General features: G+C 45.9%; 20 protein-coding genes and 2 pseudogenes. 15 read left to right on the forward strand and 7 right to left on the reverse strand.

Annotation, left to right across the window (positions count from 1 at the left end):
• The 7 genes from HWQ44_RS17175 to katG form a co-directional block, all read left to right on the forward strand.
• On the forward strand, window positions 1-200 hold a 200-nt coding region (locus HWQ44_RS17175), incomplete at its 5' end, for a (2Fe-2S) ferredoxin domain-containing protein (protein ID WP_292720789.1).
• A gap of 322 nt (window positions 201-522) precedes the next feature.
• The gene (locus HWQ44_RS17180) at window positions 523-1,542 is read left to right on the forward strand and encodes an IS4 family transposase (RefSeq protein ID WP_292720792.1); all 1,020 of its coding nucleotides are present in this window, start codon (window positions 523-525) and stop codon (window positions 1,540-1,542) included.
• Entirely contained in the window at window positions 1,526-2,035 is a 510-nt protein-coding gene (locus tag HWQ44_RS17185; protein WP_292720794.1) for a helix-turn-helix domain-containing protein, read from the forward strand. The genes HWQ44_RS17180 and HWQ44_RS17185 overlap by 17 nt, the downstream gene beginning before the upstream one ends.
• Window positions 2,036-2,070: 35 nt before the next feature.
• A complete protein-coding gene (locus HWQ44_RS17190; RefSeq protein ID WP_292720863.1) occupies window positions 2,071-2,586 on the forward strand; it encodes an IS630 family transposase in 516 nt (171 codons plus the stop codon).
• Window positions 2,570-3,070: a transposase gene (locus tag HWQ44_RS17195; protein WP_292720797.1), complete on the forward strand. Its 501-nt coding sequence runs from the start codon at window positions 2,570-2,572 to the stop codon at window positions 3,068-3,070. The genes HWQ44_RS17190 and HWQ44_RS17195 overlap by 17 nt, the downstream gene beginning before the upstream one ends.
• A 113-nt stretch (window positions 3,071-3,183) precedes the next feature.
• Window positions 3,184-3,516 (forward strand): hypothetical protein, encoded by a 333-nt coding sequence (locus HWQ44_RS17200; RefSeq protein ID WP_292720799.1) that lies wholly within the window; start codon window positions 3,184-3,186, stop codon window positions 3,514-3,516.
• A gap of 63 nt (window positions 3,517-3,579) precedes the next feature.
• Window positions 3,580-5,874, forward strand: a complete 2,295-nt coding sequence (gene katG / locus HWQ44_RS17205) for a catalase/peroxidase HPI (protein WP_292720800.1) — start codon at window positions 3,580-3,582, stop codon at window positions 5,872-5,874.
• A 507-nt stretch (window positions 5,875-6,381) separates the two neighbouring features.
• Here katG and HWQ44_RS17210 read toward each other — a convergent pair.
• The 4 genes from HWQ44_RS17210 to HWQ44_RS17225 form a co-directional block, all read right to left on the reverse strand.
• A complete protein-coding gene (locus HWQ44_RS17210; RefSeq protein ID WP_292720803.1) occupies window positions 6,382-6,822 on the reverse strand; it encodes a VOC family protein in 441 nt (146 codons plus the stop codon).
• A gap of 197 nt (window positions 6,823-7,019) precedes the next feature.
• Window positions 7,020-7,451, reverse strand: coding sequence for a YciI family protein (locus HWQ44_RS17215; protein WP_292720805.1), 432 nt, complete (start codon window positions 7,449-7,451; stop codon window positions 7,020-7,022).
• 87 nt (window positions 7,452-7,538) lie between these two features.
• Window positions 7,539-8,036, reverse strand: coding sequence for a VOC family protein (locus HWQ44_RS17220; RefSeq protein ID WP_292720807.1), 498 nt, complete (start codon window positions 8,034-8,036; stop codon window positions 7,539-7,541).
• Window positions 8,037-8,258: 222 nt separating this feature from the next.
• Window positions 8,259-8,618, reverse strand: coding sequence for a YciI family protein (locus HWQ44_RS17225; RefSeq protein ID WP_012408899.1), 360 nt, complete (start codon window positions 8,616-8,618; stop codon window positions 8,259-8,261).
• A 170-nt stretch (window positions 8,619-8,788) separates the two neighbouring features.
• On the opposite strand from HWQ44_RS17225, the gene HWQ44_RS17230 reads away from it, so the two are divergent.
• The 5 genes from HWQ44_RS17230 (at window position 8,789) to HWQ44_RS17250 (ending at window position 12,014) form a co-directional block, all read left to right on the forward strand.
• Window positions 8,789-10,057, forward strand: a complete 1,269-nt coding sequence (locus HWQ44_RS17230; RefSeq protein WP_292720809.1) for an RNA polymerase sigma factor — start codon at window positions 8,789-8,791, stop codon at window positions 10,055-10,057.
• Window positions 10,058-10,290: 233 nt separating this feature from the next.
• On the forward strand, window positions 10,291-10,452 hold the full coding sequence (locus HWQ44_RS17235) for a hypothetical protein (RefSeq protein WP_292720811.1): 162 nt from the start codon (window positions 10,291-10,293) through the stop codon (window positions 10,450-10,452).
• Window positions 10,453-10,716 (forward strand): VOC family protein, encoded by a 264-nt coding sequence (locus HWQ44_RS17240; protein WP_292720813.1) that lies wholly within the window; start codon window positions 10,453-10,455, stop codon window positions 10,714-10,716.
• A 267-nt stretch (window positions 10,717-10,983) separates the two neighbouring features.
• The gene (locus HWQ44_RS17245) at window positions 10,984-11,181 is read left to right on the forward strand and encodes an RRXRR domain-containing protein (RefSeq protein ID WP_292720870.1); all 198 of its coding nucleotides are present in this window, start codon (window positions 10,984-10,986) and stop codon (window positions 11,179-11,181) included.
• Window positions 11,166-12,014: an RRXRR domain-containing protein gene (locus HWQ44_RS17250; RefSeq protein ID WP_292720815.1), complete on the forward strand. Its 849-nt coding sequence runs from the start codon at window positions 11,166-11,168 to the stop codon at window positions 12,012-12,014. The genes HWQ44_RS17245 and HWQ44_RS17250 overlap by 16 nt, the downstream gene beginning before the upstream one ends.
• 389 nt (window positions 12,015-12,403) lie before the next feature.
• Here the strand turns inward: HWQ44_RS17250 and HWQ44_RS17255 are convergent.
• Window positions 12,404-12,855: pseudogene (locus HWQ44_RS17255) on the reverse strand (transposase); the annotation flags it as partial.
• 172 nt (window positions 12,856-13,027) lie between these two features.
• Complete coding sequence (locus tag HWQ44_RS17260) at window positions 13,028-13,930, reverse strand: LysR family transcriptional regulator (RefSeq protein WP_292720818.1); 903 nt, start codon at window positions 13,928-13,930, stop codon at window positions 13,028-13,030.
• Between the two features lie 598 nt (window positions 13,931-14,528).
• On the opposite strand from HWQ44_RS17260, the gene HWQ44_RS17265 reads away from it, so the two are divergent.
• Window positions 14,529-15,635, forward strand: a complete 1,107-nt coding sequence (locus tag HWQ44_RS17265) for a calcium-binding protein (RefSeq protein WP_292720820.1) — start codon at window positions 14,529-14,531, stop codon at window positions 15,633-15,635.
• 87 nt (window positions 15,636-15,722) lie between these two features.
• Window positions 15,723-15,977 carry a hypothetical protein gene (locus HWQ44_RS17270; RefSeq protein ID WP_292720822.1) on the forward strand — a complete coding sequence of 85 codons (255 nt, stop codon included), beginning with the start codon at window positions 15,723-15,725 and terminating at the stop codon, window positions 15,975-15,977.
• Here HWQ44_RS17270 and HWQ44_RS17275 read toward each other — a convergent pair.
• Window positions 15,955-16,153, reverse strand: a pseudogene (locus HWQ44_RS17275) (winged helix-turn-helix domain-containing protein); the annotation flags it as partial. The gene HWQ44_RS17270 and the pseudogene HWQ44_RS17275 sit on opposite strands and share 23 nt — an antisense overlap.
• Window positions 16,154-16,309: 156 nt before the next feature.
• Here HWQ44_RS17275 and HWQ44_RS17280 point away from each other — a divergent pair.
• On the forward strand, window positions 16,310-17,173 hold the full coding sequence (locus tag HWQ44_RS17280) for an NAD(P)-dependent oxidoreductase (protein ID WP_292720825.1): 864 nt from the start codon (window positions 16,310-16,312) through the stop codon (window positions 17,171-17,173).
• Window positions 17,174-17,269 lie beyond the last annotated feature (96 nt).

A 17,269-nucleotide genomic window follows, 5' to 3' on the forward strand; every position in this document is an offset into this window, starting at 1 on the left:
GTGGTGGTAAAGGGTTATTATCAGAATTAGAAAAAACTTTGTGCGATCGCGGTTTGTTAGACAAGGTTACCATTGAACATACAAGCTGCCAAAAATGCTGTGGCAGTGCCCCTAACTGCGTTTTACAGCTTGGTAAAAAGAAATACAAGAATATTCATCCAGATGCGATCGCATCTTTGCTAGAAAGTCACTTAACTTAAGCTTAATAAGCCTTTCTAGCTATTATTAAAATAATACATAACTTTGTAGGGGTAAAAATTTTATCCCTATTTGTTGTTGGTATCGTCTGACAAACGCAGTTGGTACAATTTCAATATTCACTGGCACCAATAGCAGCAGTATGGGCAGACTCAGTAGTGTCAAGACTGAATGGCACTAAGAAAAGCTGTAAAGGATGCGGGGTAAGCAATACAGCATTTAATACCAGAGAACGCAGCAATGGCATAGGTTAGGTTGATGCCGATGAAGAGATGATATACAGTTGCCCAAAAATTTCTGTCGGTAGAAAAAGCTTACTCGTCCGTGAAATACTTTCATGAGAACGAGCAAGCACATACGATAACTACTACTGTGACATTACGAGTACAAATTCTCAAGGAAAAATACAGCCAAAGCCTGGGACTACCGTTTAAAGAACTATTGCCAGAGACTGCAATTAAACAAGTCATCTCTGAGCTAAAAATCAAATACAAAAAGCGGTTATTTGACCCATTGATAACATTATGGGCATTTTTATCTCAGGTTTTGGATACAGACAAAACTTGCCATAACGCTGTAAGTAAAATAATTGCACATTTGGCTGAGTCAGAGGTAGAAATTCCGTCAACGGACACAAGTGCTTACTGTCAACCTAGGGCAAGATTACCAGAAAAATTATTAGAGAAACTTTTCAATTTCTCAGCACAAAGCTTAGAAGAGAAAGTGACAACAGAATATTTATGGTGTGGTCGCAATGTAAAAGTAATAGATGGATCAACTGTCTCGATGCCTGACACTGTAGAGAACCAAAAAGAATACCCCCAACCTAGTACTCAAAAAGAAGGATGTGGGTTTCCAATTGCAAAAATTGGTGTGATATTCAGTTTAATAACAGGAGCTGCCGTTGCTTTGTGCATAGACGTTTTGAACACTCATGACATTAAGTTAGCCAGAAATCTGTACAGTTTTCTTAAACCCAATGATGTGCTTGTAGGGGATAGAGCTTTTTGTGCTTACGCCGATATGTTCACTATCAAAAAGCTTGATTGCGATGCTCTATTCCGTAAGCATCAATCTCGCACAACTACTATGCGAAAAGGTAAAATTGTTGGAGATTGTGACAAATTAGTTACTTGGTATAAGCCTAAAAGTTGTCCAAAAGGTTTGAGTAAAGATGAATTTGATGCTCTACCTAAAAGTATAACTGTGCGAGAGGTTTATTATTACATTGTTATTCCTGGTTTTCGCACTCAACGAGTTAGCTTATACCAATTTAATATGAAGCTGCATATAATAGGGAGAAGCCAACTCCTAAGTTTAAATAGCCATGAGCCGCCCGTTTAAAATTGAAATTGCAGAGAGCGAAGAGGAACTAAAAAAACGCCTACAAACAGCCAACTTGGGAAACCAGAAAGAAAAACTTATTATGTTGTGGTGGCTCAAAAGCGGACAAGTAAAGAAACAGCAAGAAATCGGAAAACGTTTGGCAAGAGATAGTTCAACGGTCACGAGATGGTTGCAGAAGTACAGAACTGATGGGCTGTCAGGCTTATTAGAAATTAAGAAAGCACCAGGAGCAAAACGGAAAATCGATGATGCTGCGATCGCAGCACTTGAGGAGGAGTTAAAAACAGGAAAAGGCTTTAGTAGCTATGGTGCAATAGTTGAGTGGTTAAAAAAAGAACATGGACAAGATATAGAGTATGCAACGGTTTATGCTTGGGTTCGATATCGATTAGGGGCAAAACTAAAAGTGCCTCGCCCTCAAAGCCATAACCAAGACGAGAAATTGGTATCTGAATTTAAAAAAAACTCGGAATCATTCTTAATTGTCTAGAAAAACATCTAGCACCCGGTAAGTGTGTTCGCTACCTGTGCCAGGATGAAACTAGGGTTGGACTCAAAACTCTTACAGGAAAAGTGATTACAGCTTCTGGAGTCAAGCCCACTGTTAAGGTGATATGGCCAAGAGATAACTTTTGGATTTATGGTGCAATTGAACCAAAGACTTGCGATCATTTTCTCTATGAGTACCCAAAACTCAATGGTGAGTGTTTTCAACAGTTCTTAGACTGGCTATCTGTGCAATTAGGCTCGGATTATGCAATTTTACAGATTGATCAAGCGCCTGCTCATACCAGTTCAAAGATCCGTTGGCCGGAGAATATTATTCCTCTGTTTCAACCATCATCATCCCCTGAACTCAATCCCATTGAGAGACTTTGGCAATTCCTGAAAAAACCTCTCAAAAATCAACTTTTCTCTTCTTTACACGCTTTACGCGATCGCATCCAAGAATTATTCGACCAACTTACTTTTGAGCAGGTGATTTCTGCCTCTTCTTATAATTTTATCCTAGAAGCTCTTTTCTATGCAGCTTCATATTAAATTGGTATTAATTACTACTCTTTTAGATAAAGCCACTTATCCTACTCTCAAAATTGTTGGACTTTACGGTAAACGTTGGGATGTTGAACTAGATTTAAGACATCTAAAAACTACCTTGTATATGGATATTTTGCGATGTAAAACACCCTCAATGGTACGCAAGGAAATTTACGTTTTTTTGCTGGCTTATAATCTACTTCGTAGTTTGATGTGGGATGCCGGAACTACTTACACCACTCCTCCATTACGCCTATCTTTGCAAGGTACTCGCCACCATTTAATTAACTTTATTCCCAAATTATTAGCTGCTCACTCAACGAAACGTCTTCAAATTTATCATACTTTACTAAAAGTTATTGCTCACAAGGCTGTTCCAGAACGCCCAGGTCGTAGTGAACCGCGAGTTCGTAAACGTCGCCCAAAAATTTACCCCTTGATGACCAAACCCCGGCATGAGTTACGCAAACAATTGCAAACAGCTTAAACTGCAAGTGTTTCAGCTTTTCTTAGTGCCATTCGTGCATTGTCTATCGTTATAACAATTTATGCCGAATGCTAGATGTTAACTATGAAAATTTATTAACTGTAGTAAAAACTATGAAAATTTCCGAAATATCGACAGAAACTCTGGAAAAAATTTGGTTTTTTCGCGCCGACTTACTTAATACTGGGAAAAGTATAGCTAGACAAAGCTTTAGGTTTTTGATTAAGAAGAAAATGTTTAAACCTGTACCACCCGTGATACCTAAAAAAAGGTGCATTTTGTCAATCAGCAAAAATACTCAAAAAGCTGCTAATAAAAATGATAATCGTAGCAGGGGGGTGGGGTTAGCAAAGGGTAGCTCATTCAGCACTTGCAAGAACTTTAGCGATGAAGGCACTTGCCGTTCAAACCGCCACTTGTGGCGGCGCTCAACACAGCTTGACTAACATAAACTGTTAGAGAGAATTGAACTTAATGAAGAAGGATTGAACTGAATGAATAATAGCCCCATGAACAACAACCCTGCCACCCCTCCTGCACAATGCCCCTTCCGGGGAACCCGCATTGGCGGTGCGCTCGGCTCCAAGCCGCAAGTCGATGATTGGTGGCCGAACCGACTTCAGGTCGAACTGCTTCACCAAAATTTGCCTCAAGCTAACCCACTGCGAGATTTCGATTACAAAGGAGCCTTCGCGAAGCTTGACTTTGAACAGTTGAAGAGCGATATCAAAGCACTGCTGACCGATTCAAAGGACTGGTGGCCCGCCGACTATGGGAATTATGGACCTCAAATGATTCGCATGGCGTGGCACTCAGCAGGCACCTACCGGATCGCGGATGGTCGGGGTGGAGCGAGTCAAGGCATGCAACGCTTCGCACCCATCAATTCGTGGTGGGATAATGGAAACACAGATAAATCACGACGGCTGCTCTGGCCCATCAAGCAGAAATATGGTGCGGCACTAAGCTGGGCTGATCTGATGGTTCTGACGGGCAACTGCGCGCTCGAAATCATGGGGCTTAAGACCTTCGGTTTTGGTGGCGGTCGCATAGATGCCTGGGAGGCGGATCGCTCGACATACTGGGGACCCGAATTCTGGAACGGCGATTCGGTTGACGATGTTAAGGAACACGCTGGTCATCCTGATGAGATGGTCACTCGCACGATTCGGTGGGTTGGGAAACCGAACGAGCAATACTACGACCTTGAGAACCCGCTAGCGGCTTCGCACCAAGCGCTAATTTACGTCAATCCAGAGGGTCCAAACGCTGAGGGCGACCCCTATGGCTCGGCGCGAGACATTCGCGAGACGTTTGCGCGGATGGGCATGAATGACGAAGAAACTGTCGCGCTGATTGCAGGGGGTCATGCCTTTGGCAAAAGTCATGGCATGGTTTCGCCGGACAAGATTGGTCCAGCCCCGGAAGCCGCGCCGATTCAGGCGATGGGTTTGGGGTGGCAGAACCCTGAAGGCACTGGGTTTGCCGAATATACAATGACGAACGGGATCGAAGGATCGTGGACTCCAAATCCAACCCAGTGGGACAACAGTTACTTAACAAATCTTTTTAAATACGATTGGGAACAGACAAAGAGTCCAGCAGGTGCCATTCAGTGGAAGCCGAGCAATCCTGATGCGCCAAAGACACCGGATGCCCATCAACCGGGCGTTGAGCACCCGTTAATGATGATGACTTCGGACATTGCCTTGAAGGTCGATCCGGTCTATTACGAAATCTGTCAGCACTTCTTGGGTGACTTCGATTACTTCAGCGATGCGTTCGCGCGCGCTTGGTATAAGCTGATCCATCGAGACATGGGTCCGAAAACGCGCTATCTTGGTCCGGAAATCCCAGAGGAAGATCTGATCTGGCAAGATCCAATTCCGGCACTGGATCATGATGTCGTTGATGCCGCCGATATCAATTTTCTCAAGGATCAGATTTTAGCGAGTGGACTCTCTGTTTCGGCGCTCGTGTCAGCCGCTTGGGCAGCGGCATCGAGTCACCGCCATTCCGACAAGCGCGGCGGCGCAAATGGGGCGCGCGTTCGCCTCAATCCCCAGAAAGACTGGGAAATGAACCGCCCGCAGGAACTCGGCGAGGTGCTATCGACCCTTGATCGCATTCAGGCGGACTTTAACGGCGCTCAGTCGGGCAACAAAAAAATCTCGATGGCGGATCTTATCGTCCTCGGTGGTTGTGCTGCGATCGAGAAGGCTGCACAAGACGCTGGGTTTTCTGTTGCCGTGCCGTTTACTCCGGGTCGGATGGATACGACTCAGGAGCTGACAGATGTTGAAATGTTTAATTGGTTGAAGCCAGTTTCGGATGGTTTCAGAAACTATCACAATGAGGCTGTTGGCTACAAGGTGAAGCCGGAGCATATCTTCCTGGATCGAGCGCAGCTCCTCACGCTGACTGCGCCTGAATGGACGGTTCTTGTCGGCGGACTTCGCGCGCTCGATCAGAATTGGGATCATTCAAAGCACGGTAGCTTCACTGACCGTCCGGGCGTCTTGACCAATGACTTTTTCTGTGTCCTGACCAGTATGGACTACGAGTGGAAGCCTGTTGACAATCGCGAGATGCTTTTTGACATCTGCGATCGCGAAACCGGTGCAGCGAAGTTCACCGCAACCCGCTGCGATCTCATCTTCGGCTCGAACACCCAACTGCGTCAGATTGCTGAAGTCTATGGCGCTGATGACGGTCACGAGCGGATGGTCAAGGACTTCATCGCAGCCTGGAACAAGGTGATGATGCTTGATCGCTTCGACGTTGGCGCTGAACAGACCCGCTAAAGTCTTGAGCGCTCAACACGCCCGAACTCCACGGGTGTATCGCTGCGCTTTGAAGAACTCACCGTGGATAAGAACGCTGCTTATCCACGGGCAGCACAGATGTAAGGTATCGCGGCTTGTAAATGCTGGTTTATCATTATTCGTTGTTAGACAGACACACATCTCAGTATTATCTCGTAGTTTTTTTCAGAAATCAAATATGATTCCTATATATTTTGCTCTAATTCATTAGAAGTGTAGTAAGTAACCTGAGTTCGGGTTAAGCCAGAAGCTAAAAAGCTTATTCTGTCAGGATTGAATAAAACTGGAATTGATCAAAGCAGGGATAAAAGTGGAATCATTTTGTCAATAATGTTCACAAATGAAACTAATCTCAGCAATATGTCTTATTGACAATAGATGAAAACAGAGCTTTAGACCGAACAACGATAATTCAAGGCTTTTGAGGATTTCTTATCCCGAACTCAGGTTATTTACAAAGGACGAATGACAGATGTTGGTATAGGCTCAGATGGTTTGTTCGCAGTTGATCATCCACGGTGTCCCAAACTGATCGGTCAACATACCAAAGCGCGATGACCAGAACGTTTGCGCGATCGCCATCTTCACCTTGCCGTTTTCTGCTAGAGCGTGAAAAAGCCGTTCTGCCTCAGCGATTTGGGGAACGCTAATTTGTACGTAGAAACCTTGCGGGGTTTCAAAGTATCCTGGTGGGCAGTCAGATCCCATCAGGAGGCGATCATCTAGTTCAAGGCAAGCGTGCATGATTTTGTCCTGCCATTCCGGTGAGACATTTTCGGCAGAAGGTGCTTCTTTGTGTGTCATCATCATAGTTATCTTGCCACCCAGACATTGTTCATAGAACTTGAACGCTGCCTCACAGTTGCCGTTGAACATCAGGTAAGAATTGAGTTGCATTGATTTCTCCTTTTGTAATCGATTCTGCATTTTGATGAGCGGATCGTTCGCATATAAACATCATTTGCGCGGTTGCTGATGACCAAAGAGGCAGGGGAGCAGGGAGCAGGGAGCAAGGGAGAAAGATACTGGAGTTCCCCTGCCACAAGGGTTACAAGCCCCTAAATTTATTTATGGGGTTCTCCCCCCTGCCCCCCGCCCCCTGCCCCTTGTCCTCTTCGCTGACGTTACTCTTGCTGCTGCGTTTCAAGTTGAGCGCGAATGCGGTCTGACTGCTCCCTTAAGGCGGGTGTCAGGACTTCACCAAAATCTTCTGCCTCGAATACGGGACGAATCTCAATCTTGGAGTCTCCTGGCATCGGGTTAGGGCAGCGCTTTACCCAAGCAACTGCCTCTTCCATTGAGTTCACCTGCCACAGCCAGTACCCTGCCACTAGCTCCGGCGCTGGAGTGAAAGGTCCCTGGGTGACGGTGCGATCGCTTCCTGAAAAGTGAACTCGCACCCCTTTTGAGCTAGGATGCAACCCCTCAGCGGCGAGCAAGATACCCGCCCTGGCTAATTCTTCGTTGTACTGCCCCATTTCAGTTAAAAGCTGTTCGCTCGGCATGACCCCAGTTTCGGAGTCTTGGGTTGCTTTGACAAAGACCATGACTTTCATTGTGAAATCTCCTGTTGAATGGTTTTGAGTTAGATTACGTGGGGTTGGGTGTGCTGATTAGCGCAAAGCGCAACTCCGAAGGAACGGCTAATCAGCAGCGACACGTTTGAGTTCATCAATCTCGATCTTCTTCATTTGCAGCATGGTAGTGGTCACTTTTTGAGAGGTTGCCGCGTCGGGGTGGTTGAGTAACTCAATCAGAATGCGAGGAATAATTTGCCAGGAGACGCCGTATTTGTCTTTGAGCCAGCCGCATTGCTGTGCGGTTTCATCCCCACCGGCAGACAATTTTTGCCAGTAATCGTCCACGTCCACCTGGGTATCGCAAAAGATTTGGAAGGAAATCGCCTCGTTAAATTTGAAGGTCGGACCACCGTTGAGTGCTGTGAACGGCTGACCATCAAGTTCAAAGCTGACAGTCATGACAGATCCAGCTGGTTTTCCGTGAATTTCCTGTCCAGCGTCTACATATCGACTGACGTGGACAATTTTGGAATTGCGAAAAATCGACGTATAAAACTGAGCGGCGGCTTCGGCTTGATCATCAAACCATAAACAGGGAGTAATTTTGGAATTGTTTTGCATGAGGGTTCTCCTTGAGTTCAAGCGGTTAAAGACGGTCAAAAGAGGCAGGGGGGCAGGGAGCAGGGAGAAGGGGGGAGGATTGGAAGGAGCTTGCACTCCCACCAATCAAGAACGCCCTGGAAGGGCGGGGCTTGATACCCATGTTCCGCTCTGCTTCACGGCTTTGGGACAGGGATTGCTCCCCCTGCTCCCTGCCCCCTGCCCCTCCGCCTCTTTCTTCGGTCAGGGCTGTGCTGGTAGTCCCGCAACTTCGATGACAGGACGGATTTCGACGGTGCCGACTTTTGCACCTGGGATGCGGGTGGCGATCGCAATGGCTTCATCCAAATCCTGAGCATTAACGAGGAAGAATCCACCCAATTGTTCGCGGGTTTCGGCAAATGGTCCATCGGTCACGAGTGATTTGCCATCACGGACTTGGACACTGGTTGCGGTTGCAACAGGATGGAGTGGAGCCGTCGCCAGAAATTGTCCTTGAGTATGCAAGTCCTGGGCGAGTTGGGCAGATTCCCCATAGCAATGCTCCCGCTCGGTGTCGCTCATGGCGTTTTCGTCCATATAAATCAGCAGCAAATATTTCATTCGGTTGCCTCCTTTGTGATTAAGTCGAACGGGAATTGTCCAAATCGACACCTGAGTGCAAAAATTTTGTCTAGTACAATTGAACTTTATCTCCCTTTATTAGTCAGTCGAACGGCAATTGCTCAAATCGACACCTTGCCCAAAATTTTTTATGTCTTTTTGTCAAAGGTATGGCTTCAATCCCAAAAACAGATGTGGCTCAAGCAATTGCTGCCCTTTATCGAACTGAATGGGGGCGCATTGTCGCTATTCTGATTCGGCTGTTCGGAGATTTTGATATAGCTGAAGAAGCTGCACAGGCAGCATTTACAGCGGCAGTGAATCAGTGGGAAAGCGATGGTATTCCTAATCGTCCCCGTGCCTGGATTATCCGAACTGCCCGGTACAAGGCGATCGATCGCCTCCGACGACGCACGAAACTGACCGAAAAACTGGAGTGGTATGCGGCATCTGGCTTAATTCCATCCACTGAAGAACCAACCTATGACAGTGATGAAATTGGAGACGATCGCCTGCGATTAATCTTTACCTGCTGTCACCCGGCACTGGCAACGGAAACTCAAGTAGCGTTGACCCTCCGAATGTTGGGTGGACTGGAAACCGACGAAATTGCCCGCGCCTTTCTTATACCGACTGCAACAATGGCACAGAGGTTAGTTCGTGCTAAACGCAAAATTCGAGACGCAGGCATTCCTTACAAAGTACCTGAGACGACTGATCTCGCTCCCCGGATAGAGGCAGTCCTGACAGTCATCTATCTCATCTTCAACGAAGGCTATGCCGCAACCAAAGGAGATGCGATCGTGCGGGCTGACCTCTGCATCAAAGCGATTCGCTTGGGGCAACTGGTGCGGCAATTGCTGGCACCCCAACCCCCATCTGAAGTCACAGCACTGGTGGCGCTGATGTTATTGCACGATTCGCGGCGCAATGCGCGTCTAGATGAGGCAGGCGATTTGATTTTGCTAGAAGATCAGGATCGCAGTCGTTGGAACCATCTACAGATTGCTGAGGCGTTACCTCTGGTAGAGGAAGCGTTGCTCTTTGGAACCGGAGTGTATGCCCTGCAAGCGGCGATCGCAGCCCTCCATTGTCAGGCAACCCGCGCCGAAGAAACAGACTGGGCGCAGATCGTGCGGCTCTATGAGGTGTTGGAACGCTTGCAGCCCTCACCCATTGTTACCTTGAACCGAGCAGTGGCGATCGCAATGGCAGATAGTCCTCAAGCCGCATTTGGACTGATTGATAGCCTTGCTCCAGAACTGGACAGCTATCATCTCTTTCATGCCACCCGTGCAGATTTATTCCGGCGTGTTGGAGCATTAGAGGAAGCGACCCAGAGCTATACACGGGCACTAGAATTAGTGACAAATGACAGTGAGCGTCGTTTTCTGGAACGTCGGTTGCGCGAAGTTCAACCTAACATTCAGTCCGGCTAAGGGTTTACAACAGTTTAAAGCGCCAGGCATCCATGATGCCGTTGAAAAAGAAATGAAAAATCTTCTAACAGGGTGAACTTGTAACTTAACAAAAGGCAAAAGAAGACAAGTCGGCTTAGTACTTTAGTACTGTTATAATCCAATCGTTTCATCAAGTTGTGTTAGGGTGCAGCAAATCACCGATCGGCTCTCTGGCACATCCACATCCACCTCAACTGATAGAGGATTCCGACATGGATAACAATCCCAGCATTCTCTCACACGTTTCGATTGGTACTAATGATTTTGAACGAGCGATCGCCTTCTATGATGCTGTGTTGCCAACATTGGGCTGTAAGCGATTTATGGAGCATCCGGGGGCGATCGCCTATGGCAAACAGTATCCCGAATTTTAGGTGGGAACTCCCTTCGACGGGCAACCTGCAACGGTTGGCAATGGAACTCACATTGGTTTTATTGCTCCTACAAAAGAAGCAGTTCACGCCTTCTATGAGGCAGCATTAGCGGCAGGAGGCAAAGACGATGGTGCCCCCGGTGGCAGACCCGACTATAGTGAGCCGTATTACGGCTGCTTTGTGCGCGATCCAGATGGACACAAAATAGAAGCCGCCTTCTGGGATGAGCAGCTTGAGCAGCAACTCAACCAGAACAATGCTTGACCAGAGAGTCACAAACCCTGCTCTTAAGAGACAGGGCTTGTAAGAGAAAGACTAACCATCCTTTCGATACAAGACTAAAAAAGTGTCTAGCTTACAGGCGTTAAAGCCTAAACTGAATTGCCTGGGCGTGGTAGCCCACCAAACGTTAAAAATGCTTCCCAAGTTTTTAACCTCTTAGGCAGCCAGTAGCGATGGGATATACACACCTAGTAATAGGATTTATCGTAAATGTTTGTACCAGTAGTTGACCAAAATAACCGCCCTCTGATGCCAACGACACCTAGTAGAGCCAAGCGTTGGATGAAATCAGGTAAGGCTACACCATTCTTTAAAAAGGGAGTATTCTGTGTCCGATTAAATCAAGAGCCAAGTAATAGAAATACTCAGCCAATTGCCGTTGGAATTGACCGAATGGCAGTAAGCGTGAGGGATTTACTCTTAAATCTAAGATGCATACATATCTAAATATCCAAACTCATGCCGTTGATTGGGTAAAAGACCATGTGGAAGTTCGCCGTAATATGCGACGTGCTAGGCGATTTCGTAATACCCCTTGCCGACAAAATCGCAAGAATCAACTTGTAAACAAACAAAAATTACCACCATCGACTAAAGCTAGGTGGCAATGGAAGTTGCGTATTTGCAAGTGGTTAACATTAATATTTCCAATCTCAACTTTTGTGGTTGAGGATATCAAAGCTAAAACGTGGAAAAATGGACGTAAGTGGAACGTAATGTTTAGCCCTTTAGAAGTTGGGAAAAAGTGGTTCTACTCAGAACTTAAAAGGCTTGCCAACCTGGAAACTCGCACAGGGAACCACACTTACGAGATGCGTCAAAGTTTAGGGTTGAAAAAGTCTAAAAATAAATTGTCCAATAGCTTTTCTGCCCACTGCGTTGATTCATGGGTTCTAGCTAACTGGTTTGTTGGTGGGCATATCAAGCCCGAAAATACAGCATTATTTGAGGTAGTGCCATTAGAATTTCATCGTCGCCAGCTTCACCGATTGCAACACTCTACTGGGCATATCCGCTCTAGGTATGGTAGAACGATTAGTGCGGGATTTAAACGCGGCTCAATAATCAAGCATCCAAAATTTGGATTTTGTTATGTCGGTGGCTGGCAGGAATCTCCAACTAAAAAAAATCCAGGCAGAAAAACAATCAGCTTACATTGCCTAAATACTGGCAAACGATTAACACAGAATGCATTACCAAATGAGTGTAATTTCAAAGGATATTCTTCCTGGAGAGCCACAGCAGTTAAAACTGCCGTTGAGCTTTCCGCCACTGTCTAAAGCCAAGTGGTTTCCAGCCCTATCGGGGATTTTCTTATGACTCATTTTTAGAGGCAAGATAACACTATGGAATTCCATCGAGGTCGCCTGATTGACCATGTTCATCTACGGGTTGCTGATGTTGCTGCCAGCAAATCGCACTTAGGTGCGGTTTGCTTAAGTAATCAACGATAATAAATGTACTCCCGGCTCCTGCTCATCGCCCCACTAATTCTGTTAAAATCGCGTCTTCCAGCACGTAAATTTTGAGGCAGTGCCATGTGTGCAAAGGGATTTGGGCAATCTCAACCTACTAAAATCGATAAACTTATTGAATCTGCGGTGCGTTATTGCCACAAGCGACGCCCAGAAGCCTTAGAGGGTGTTTGAAAAGTTTTGAGTGGTCAAATTTATGCCAATCGCCTCACCATGATCCGGATCATGGCAAGGTAGATAAAGGTCTCTGATGTTTCGGGCAATAATTCATAATCTCTGACCAATCGCCGACACCCCATCAGCCAACCAAAAGTGCGCTCCACCACCCAACGTTTTTTGAGTCAGACAAAACCCTTGGTTTGCTCAGGTCGCAGAACCACTTGCACAATCCAACGGCAAAAGTCCATCACCCACTGCATGAACGGCTTACCATCAAAGCCGCCATCCACCCAAATGGTTGTCAAACGAGATACCTGCTGGTGAGATTGTTTGACTCGTTTAAGAACTTGTTTGCCCCCTTCACGCTCACCGACATTGGCAGACGTGACCAAGATCGGCTGTGACTTTCCCCAAGGTATCGACCGTCATAAATCGCTTGCGTCATGCAAATTTTCTTACCTGCATCAAAGCCTACTTGTTGACTCACCGCCGCCCCACTTTTCTCCACCCAACAGAGTTTCACTTCTTTTGAGCAAACTACAAATCAAGCCATTACACAACACCTTGAAAAGGCTAGTCCTAGATAATACATTAAATTCTTTTGATTCCTGATATCAAGCCTGATTGAGACGCTCTAAATCCTGAAACAATAACTCATCTTATTTGCAGTCAGAGCATTTTCGTTTTAGAAAGTTAATCATGACTCGCACTTTGTTTGGTAAATAGGTTTGACTAGGGTATAAAAGCCATGCAGCTGTCTCGAAATCCGTCGCAGTCACATGATAATTTGGGAATAAGTCAATAAGCTTTCCCTGAGTGATATCTTCGTCAATCAGCCAGTTGGCTAACAGTGCAGGCCCCATACCAGCAAGTGCGCAATCACGAAGTCCTAACGCATTTGATATCACTACATCACCTTCAATAGGTACTTCATTGACTGTCCCATTATTGTCACGGAATAACCACCTTGATCGGAAGTTTGGTAAAGTGAAAAGTAGGCACTTATGGACTCGGAGATCGTCTGGAACGTGCAAGTACTTCTCACGCTCTAGATAGGCAGGGCTAACGCACACTCGATAGCGCGTGTTGAATAACTTTACGCAGATAACACCAATCTGAATGTTTGGCCCGAGACGGATCGCTAAATCCACGCGTTCAGATACTAAATCAAGATTTGTATCTGTTAGTAGTAGTTCAAGTTTGAGATCGGGAAATAAATCCCGAAATTCTGGGAGTAAGGGCACAAGGAATTTATGACCAAACGCTACTGAGGTCGTGACTCTCAAAGTACCGATAGGGCCAACACTGACTGCAAGGGCTTCGTCACGAGCGTGCTCTAGCTCATCTAACAAAGCATCAACACGACACAGGTAGAGATTTCCGGACTCTGTTAGGGTCAAGTGCCGTGTTGTTCGCTGGAATAAGCGTATGCCTAATTCTTCCTCAAGAGAGGCGACGACTCGCGATACAGATGAGGGATCTATGTTGTGGTCTCGGGCGACTGCTGCAAAACTGCCTCGGCGGGCAACTTCAATGAAAATACGTAAGTTTTCCAAATCCATTCTTGTATATTATGCACGAGTGTGATGCAATAGCAACTATTGATACCATTTGATAGATAAAGTAAGCTGATCCCCAAGGAAACAATCATGTCTCTAAAAAGGTGTTTATAAATAAAAAATATGGCTTAGTCGCTATCGTCGTCATCGTCGTCTAAGTAAAGATTACGAATATTATCCTCCAACAAGCGAAACTATGATATACGCCGCTATGACGTATCTAATGTTACGTCGGTTAGCCCACAATCATCGTTGCTCAACTGCTTAAGATTAATTTTATAAACACCCTCTTAGAGGAGCATTGCCCATAGCCTTACAAGAGGCTGGTATAAATACATAGTTTGCAATTAGGTTAGGTTCAACAACATTTGGTATTTTAGATACCTTTGCTGACGAGGGTGCACACCAAGCTCACTTGAGTGGCAAAATTGCAGAAGCCTTAATTTCTCAGGCAGATAAGCTTCTAGCTTCCCCTCCTGATATCAAACAAGTTGAGATCCTGGTATCAAAATTACCATAGATAGAGATTTGATCTCTATTACTAACAGATTCTTGTATATGTGTTCGTTTTGAAGTTGTAGTTGCATTTACAGGAGTGATTATGTCCAGCATTACTTTGTTCGGTACAGATGGTGATGACGTATTCGTTCGCGTAATTACAGAAGTTAGAGAGCTGACTATCTTTGGGCTTGGGGGTAATGATTTAATTTTTGGAGGTGCCAGTAATGATCGGCTGGTTGGAGGAGATGGGGATGATGTTATTCCAGCTCGTGCCGGAGACGATACTCTGCTCGGTGGTAAGGGCGATGATCTCCTCGCTGCTCAAGATGGAAATGACTTCCTTGATGGTGGCGACGGGAACGATAACTTGATTGGAGATAATGGTGACGATACGATCATCACTGGTGATGGTGTTAATACTGTTTTTGCCGGTAATGGTAGAGATGTTATCTTCACATCCGGTACACTGAACACAGTCGCAACAGAAGATGGCAATGACCTTGTGCAAGGTGGTGATGGAGTTGACCTTGCAGACGGTGGAAATGGTGATGATACCCTCTTCGGTGGTGGTGGTGATGATGCGATAGCTGGAGAGGGGGGGAACGATTTCGTCGATGGGGGACTCGGTAACGATATCTTGATTGGAGGAATTGGTAATGATCGGATTTTCGGACGAATAGGAAACGACCAGATCTTCGGCAATGAAGGTAATGACTCTCTCGATGGAAACTCCGGGGATGACTTTATCGATGCTACTTCAGGAGACGATTCCTTAGCTGGTGGTTCGGGGAATGATACTCTTTTGGGGGGTCAGGGCAATGATAAGCTTAATGGAGGAAACGGGAATGATATTCTTACCGGGGTAGAAGCTACTAATCCTGAGTTAGGTTTCGGTTCAGGTGAGTTAGACGTTCTCACTGGTGGTGCAGGTAGAGATGTTTTCGTTCTAGGAAACGAGCTTTCTGTCTTCTACGATAGTAAAGGATTTAGAGACTATGCTCTTATCACTGACTTTTCCAAGAGGGTTGACTCAATCCAGCTTAGAGGGAATATCTCAGACTATCGTTTAGCTGATATAAATAAGGGTTCTGTTACCTCCGGTGCAGGAATATTTTTCGGTGACAATGAGTTGATTGCAGTTCTCAAAGATGTTTCCTCTTCAGCTTTAGATTTAGCGAAAGTTAGTCAGTTTACATTCGTTAGCTAGATATGAAAGAAATGTTAGTGCTTTGTGAATTTTTTAGCTTAATCGGGCAGAAGCCCCACATTCTATCCGTACTTAGATGAATATGGAATGAATGACCGGACGAAAACTGTGCGACCTTTGACCAACTCAAACCTACGATTTGAGTTGGTCAAAGGTCTCTCCGTTTTTGTCTATGTGGATATTGCCGAGGGTTTTGGTGCTTACAGCATCGGTGCAACGCTCAAATGGTCTCAATACTTTTCGGTTAAGAACGCGGTAGCGGGTCTTGTCTGCGACACGCTACGCGAACAAGCGTCTGCTCATCCTCACACCACAACTAAACTTCTGCATCAGGATAGTTAGTTTGGATTTGTTCTACTTCTTTTGCTACTTTTTTTCCAGGCTTCTTGCTCAAAATAATCACTTTTTGTATGAGATGGGCGGCGTACTCTGAGTCTAAAAGTCATCTGCCTCAATATCTCCCATCCCCTCTGTCGGCTAATATGAGTTCCTGTCGCCTCAGTTAGCCAATCTGCCAGACTCGGCGGGCAACTTCAATAAAAATACATAAGTTTTCCAAATCCATTCTTGTATATTATGCACGAGTGTGATGCAATAGCAACTATTGATACCATTTGATAGATAAAGTAAGCTGATCCCCAAGAAAACAATCATGTCTCTAAGGAAATAATTATATGTCTATAGTTGCTGTACTTGGTATGGGTGCGATGGGGTCGCCCATGGCCGCAGCACTCTTAAAGGCAGGTCATGAGGTTAAGGTATGGAACCGAAGTCCAGGTAAGACAGCTCCTCTTGTGGAAATGGGGGCTGAAGCCGCCGATACACCTCGTGCAGCTGTGAAGGAAGCAGACTTTGCTATCTGCATGGTGCGAGATGACGATGCCTCAAGGGATGTATGGTTAAATCCTGATACTGGTGCACTGGCTGGCTTGTCTAAAAACTCCCTAGCTATTGAAAGTTCAACAGTAACTGTTGCTTGGGCACGGGAACTCGCAAAGCGCTTTTCTCAGAACGGAATCACCTTCTTGGATGCACCAGTAGCTGGTTCTCGCCCGCAGGCAAAAGCAGGCCAGTTAATTTACTTTGTTGGTGGTGAAGCCGATGCTGTTGCAAAGGCAGAGCCAGTTTTAAAAGCTATGGGCAACGCGGTACACCATGCTGGGCCAAGTGGGAGCGGAGCAGCTGTCAAACTTGCTGTAAATGCGCTGTTCAGTGTGCAAGTTGCAACTGTAAGCGAGTTGATCGGACTCATGCAACGTTGCGGACTAGATGAAACCAAGGTGATGGACATTGTGTCCTCAACTCCGGTGTGTAGCCCGGCAGCTAAAGCAGCAGCAGGTGGAATACTGGCTCGCAACTTCGCCCCAATGTTTCCTATTGAGCTTGTGGAGAAAGATTTAGGTTATGTGTTCGACACAGCCAAACTAAATGGTGCGTCGGTGCCAATGGCGGAAACAGCTCGGGATGTCTTTACGGAAGCTATCAAGCGAGGTCACGGTGATGAGAATATCACTGCTGTATCTCATCTATATCTATAGCTCCGTAGTTTTGTAGTTGATTTTGGTTTTCATATTCAGGCTAAGTGGGGAACGAAATATGGTGATAGGCAAAATTTACCATTCTCCCTAATTTGT

This window comes from Nostoc sp. JL34, assembly GCF_017114945.1.
Classification (GTDB): Bacteria; Cyanobacteriota; Cyanobacteriia; order Cyanobacteriales; family Nostocaceae; genus Nostoc.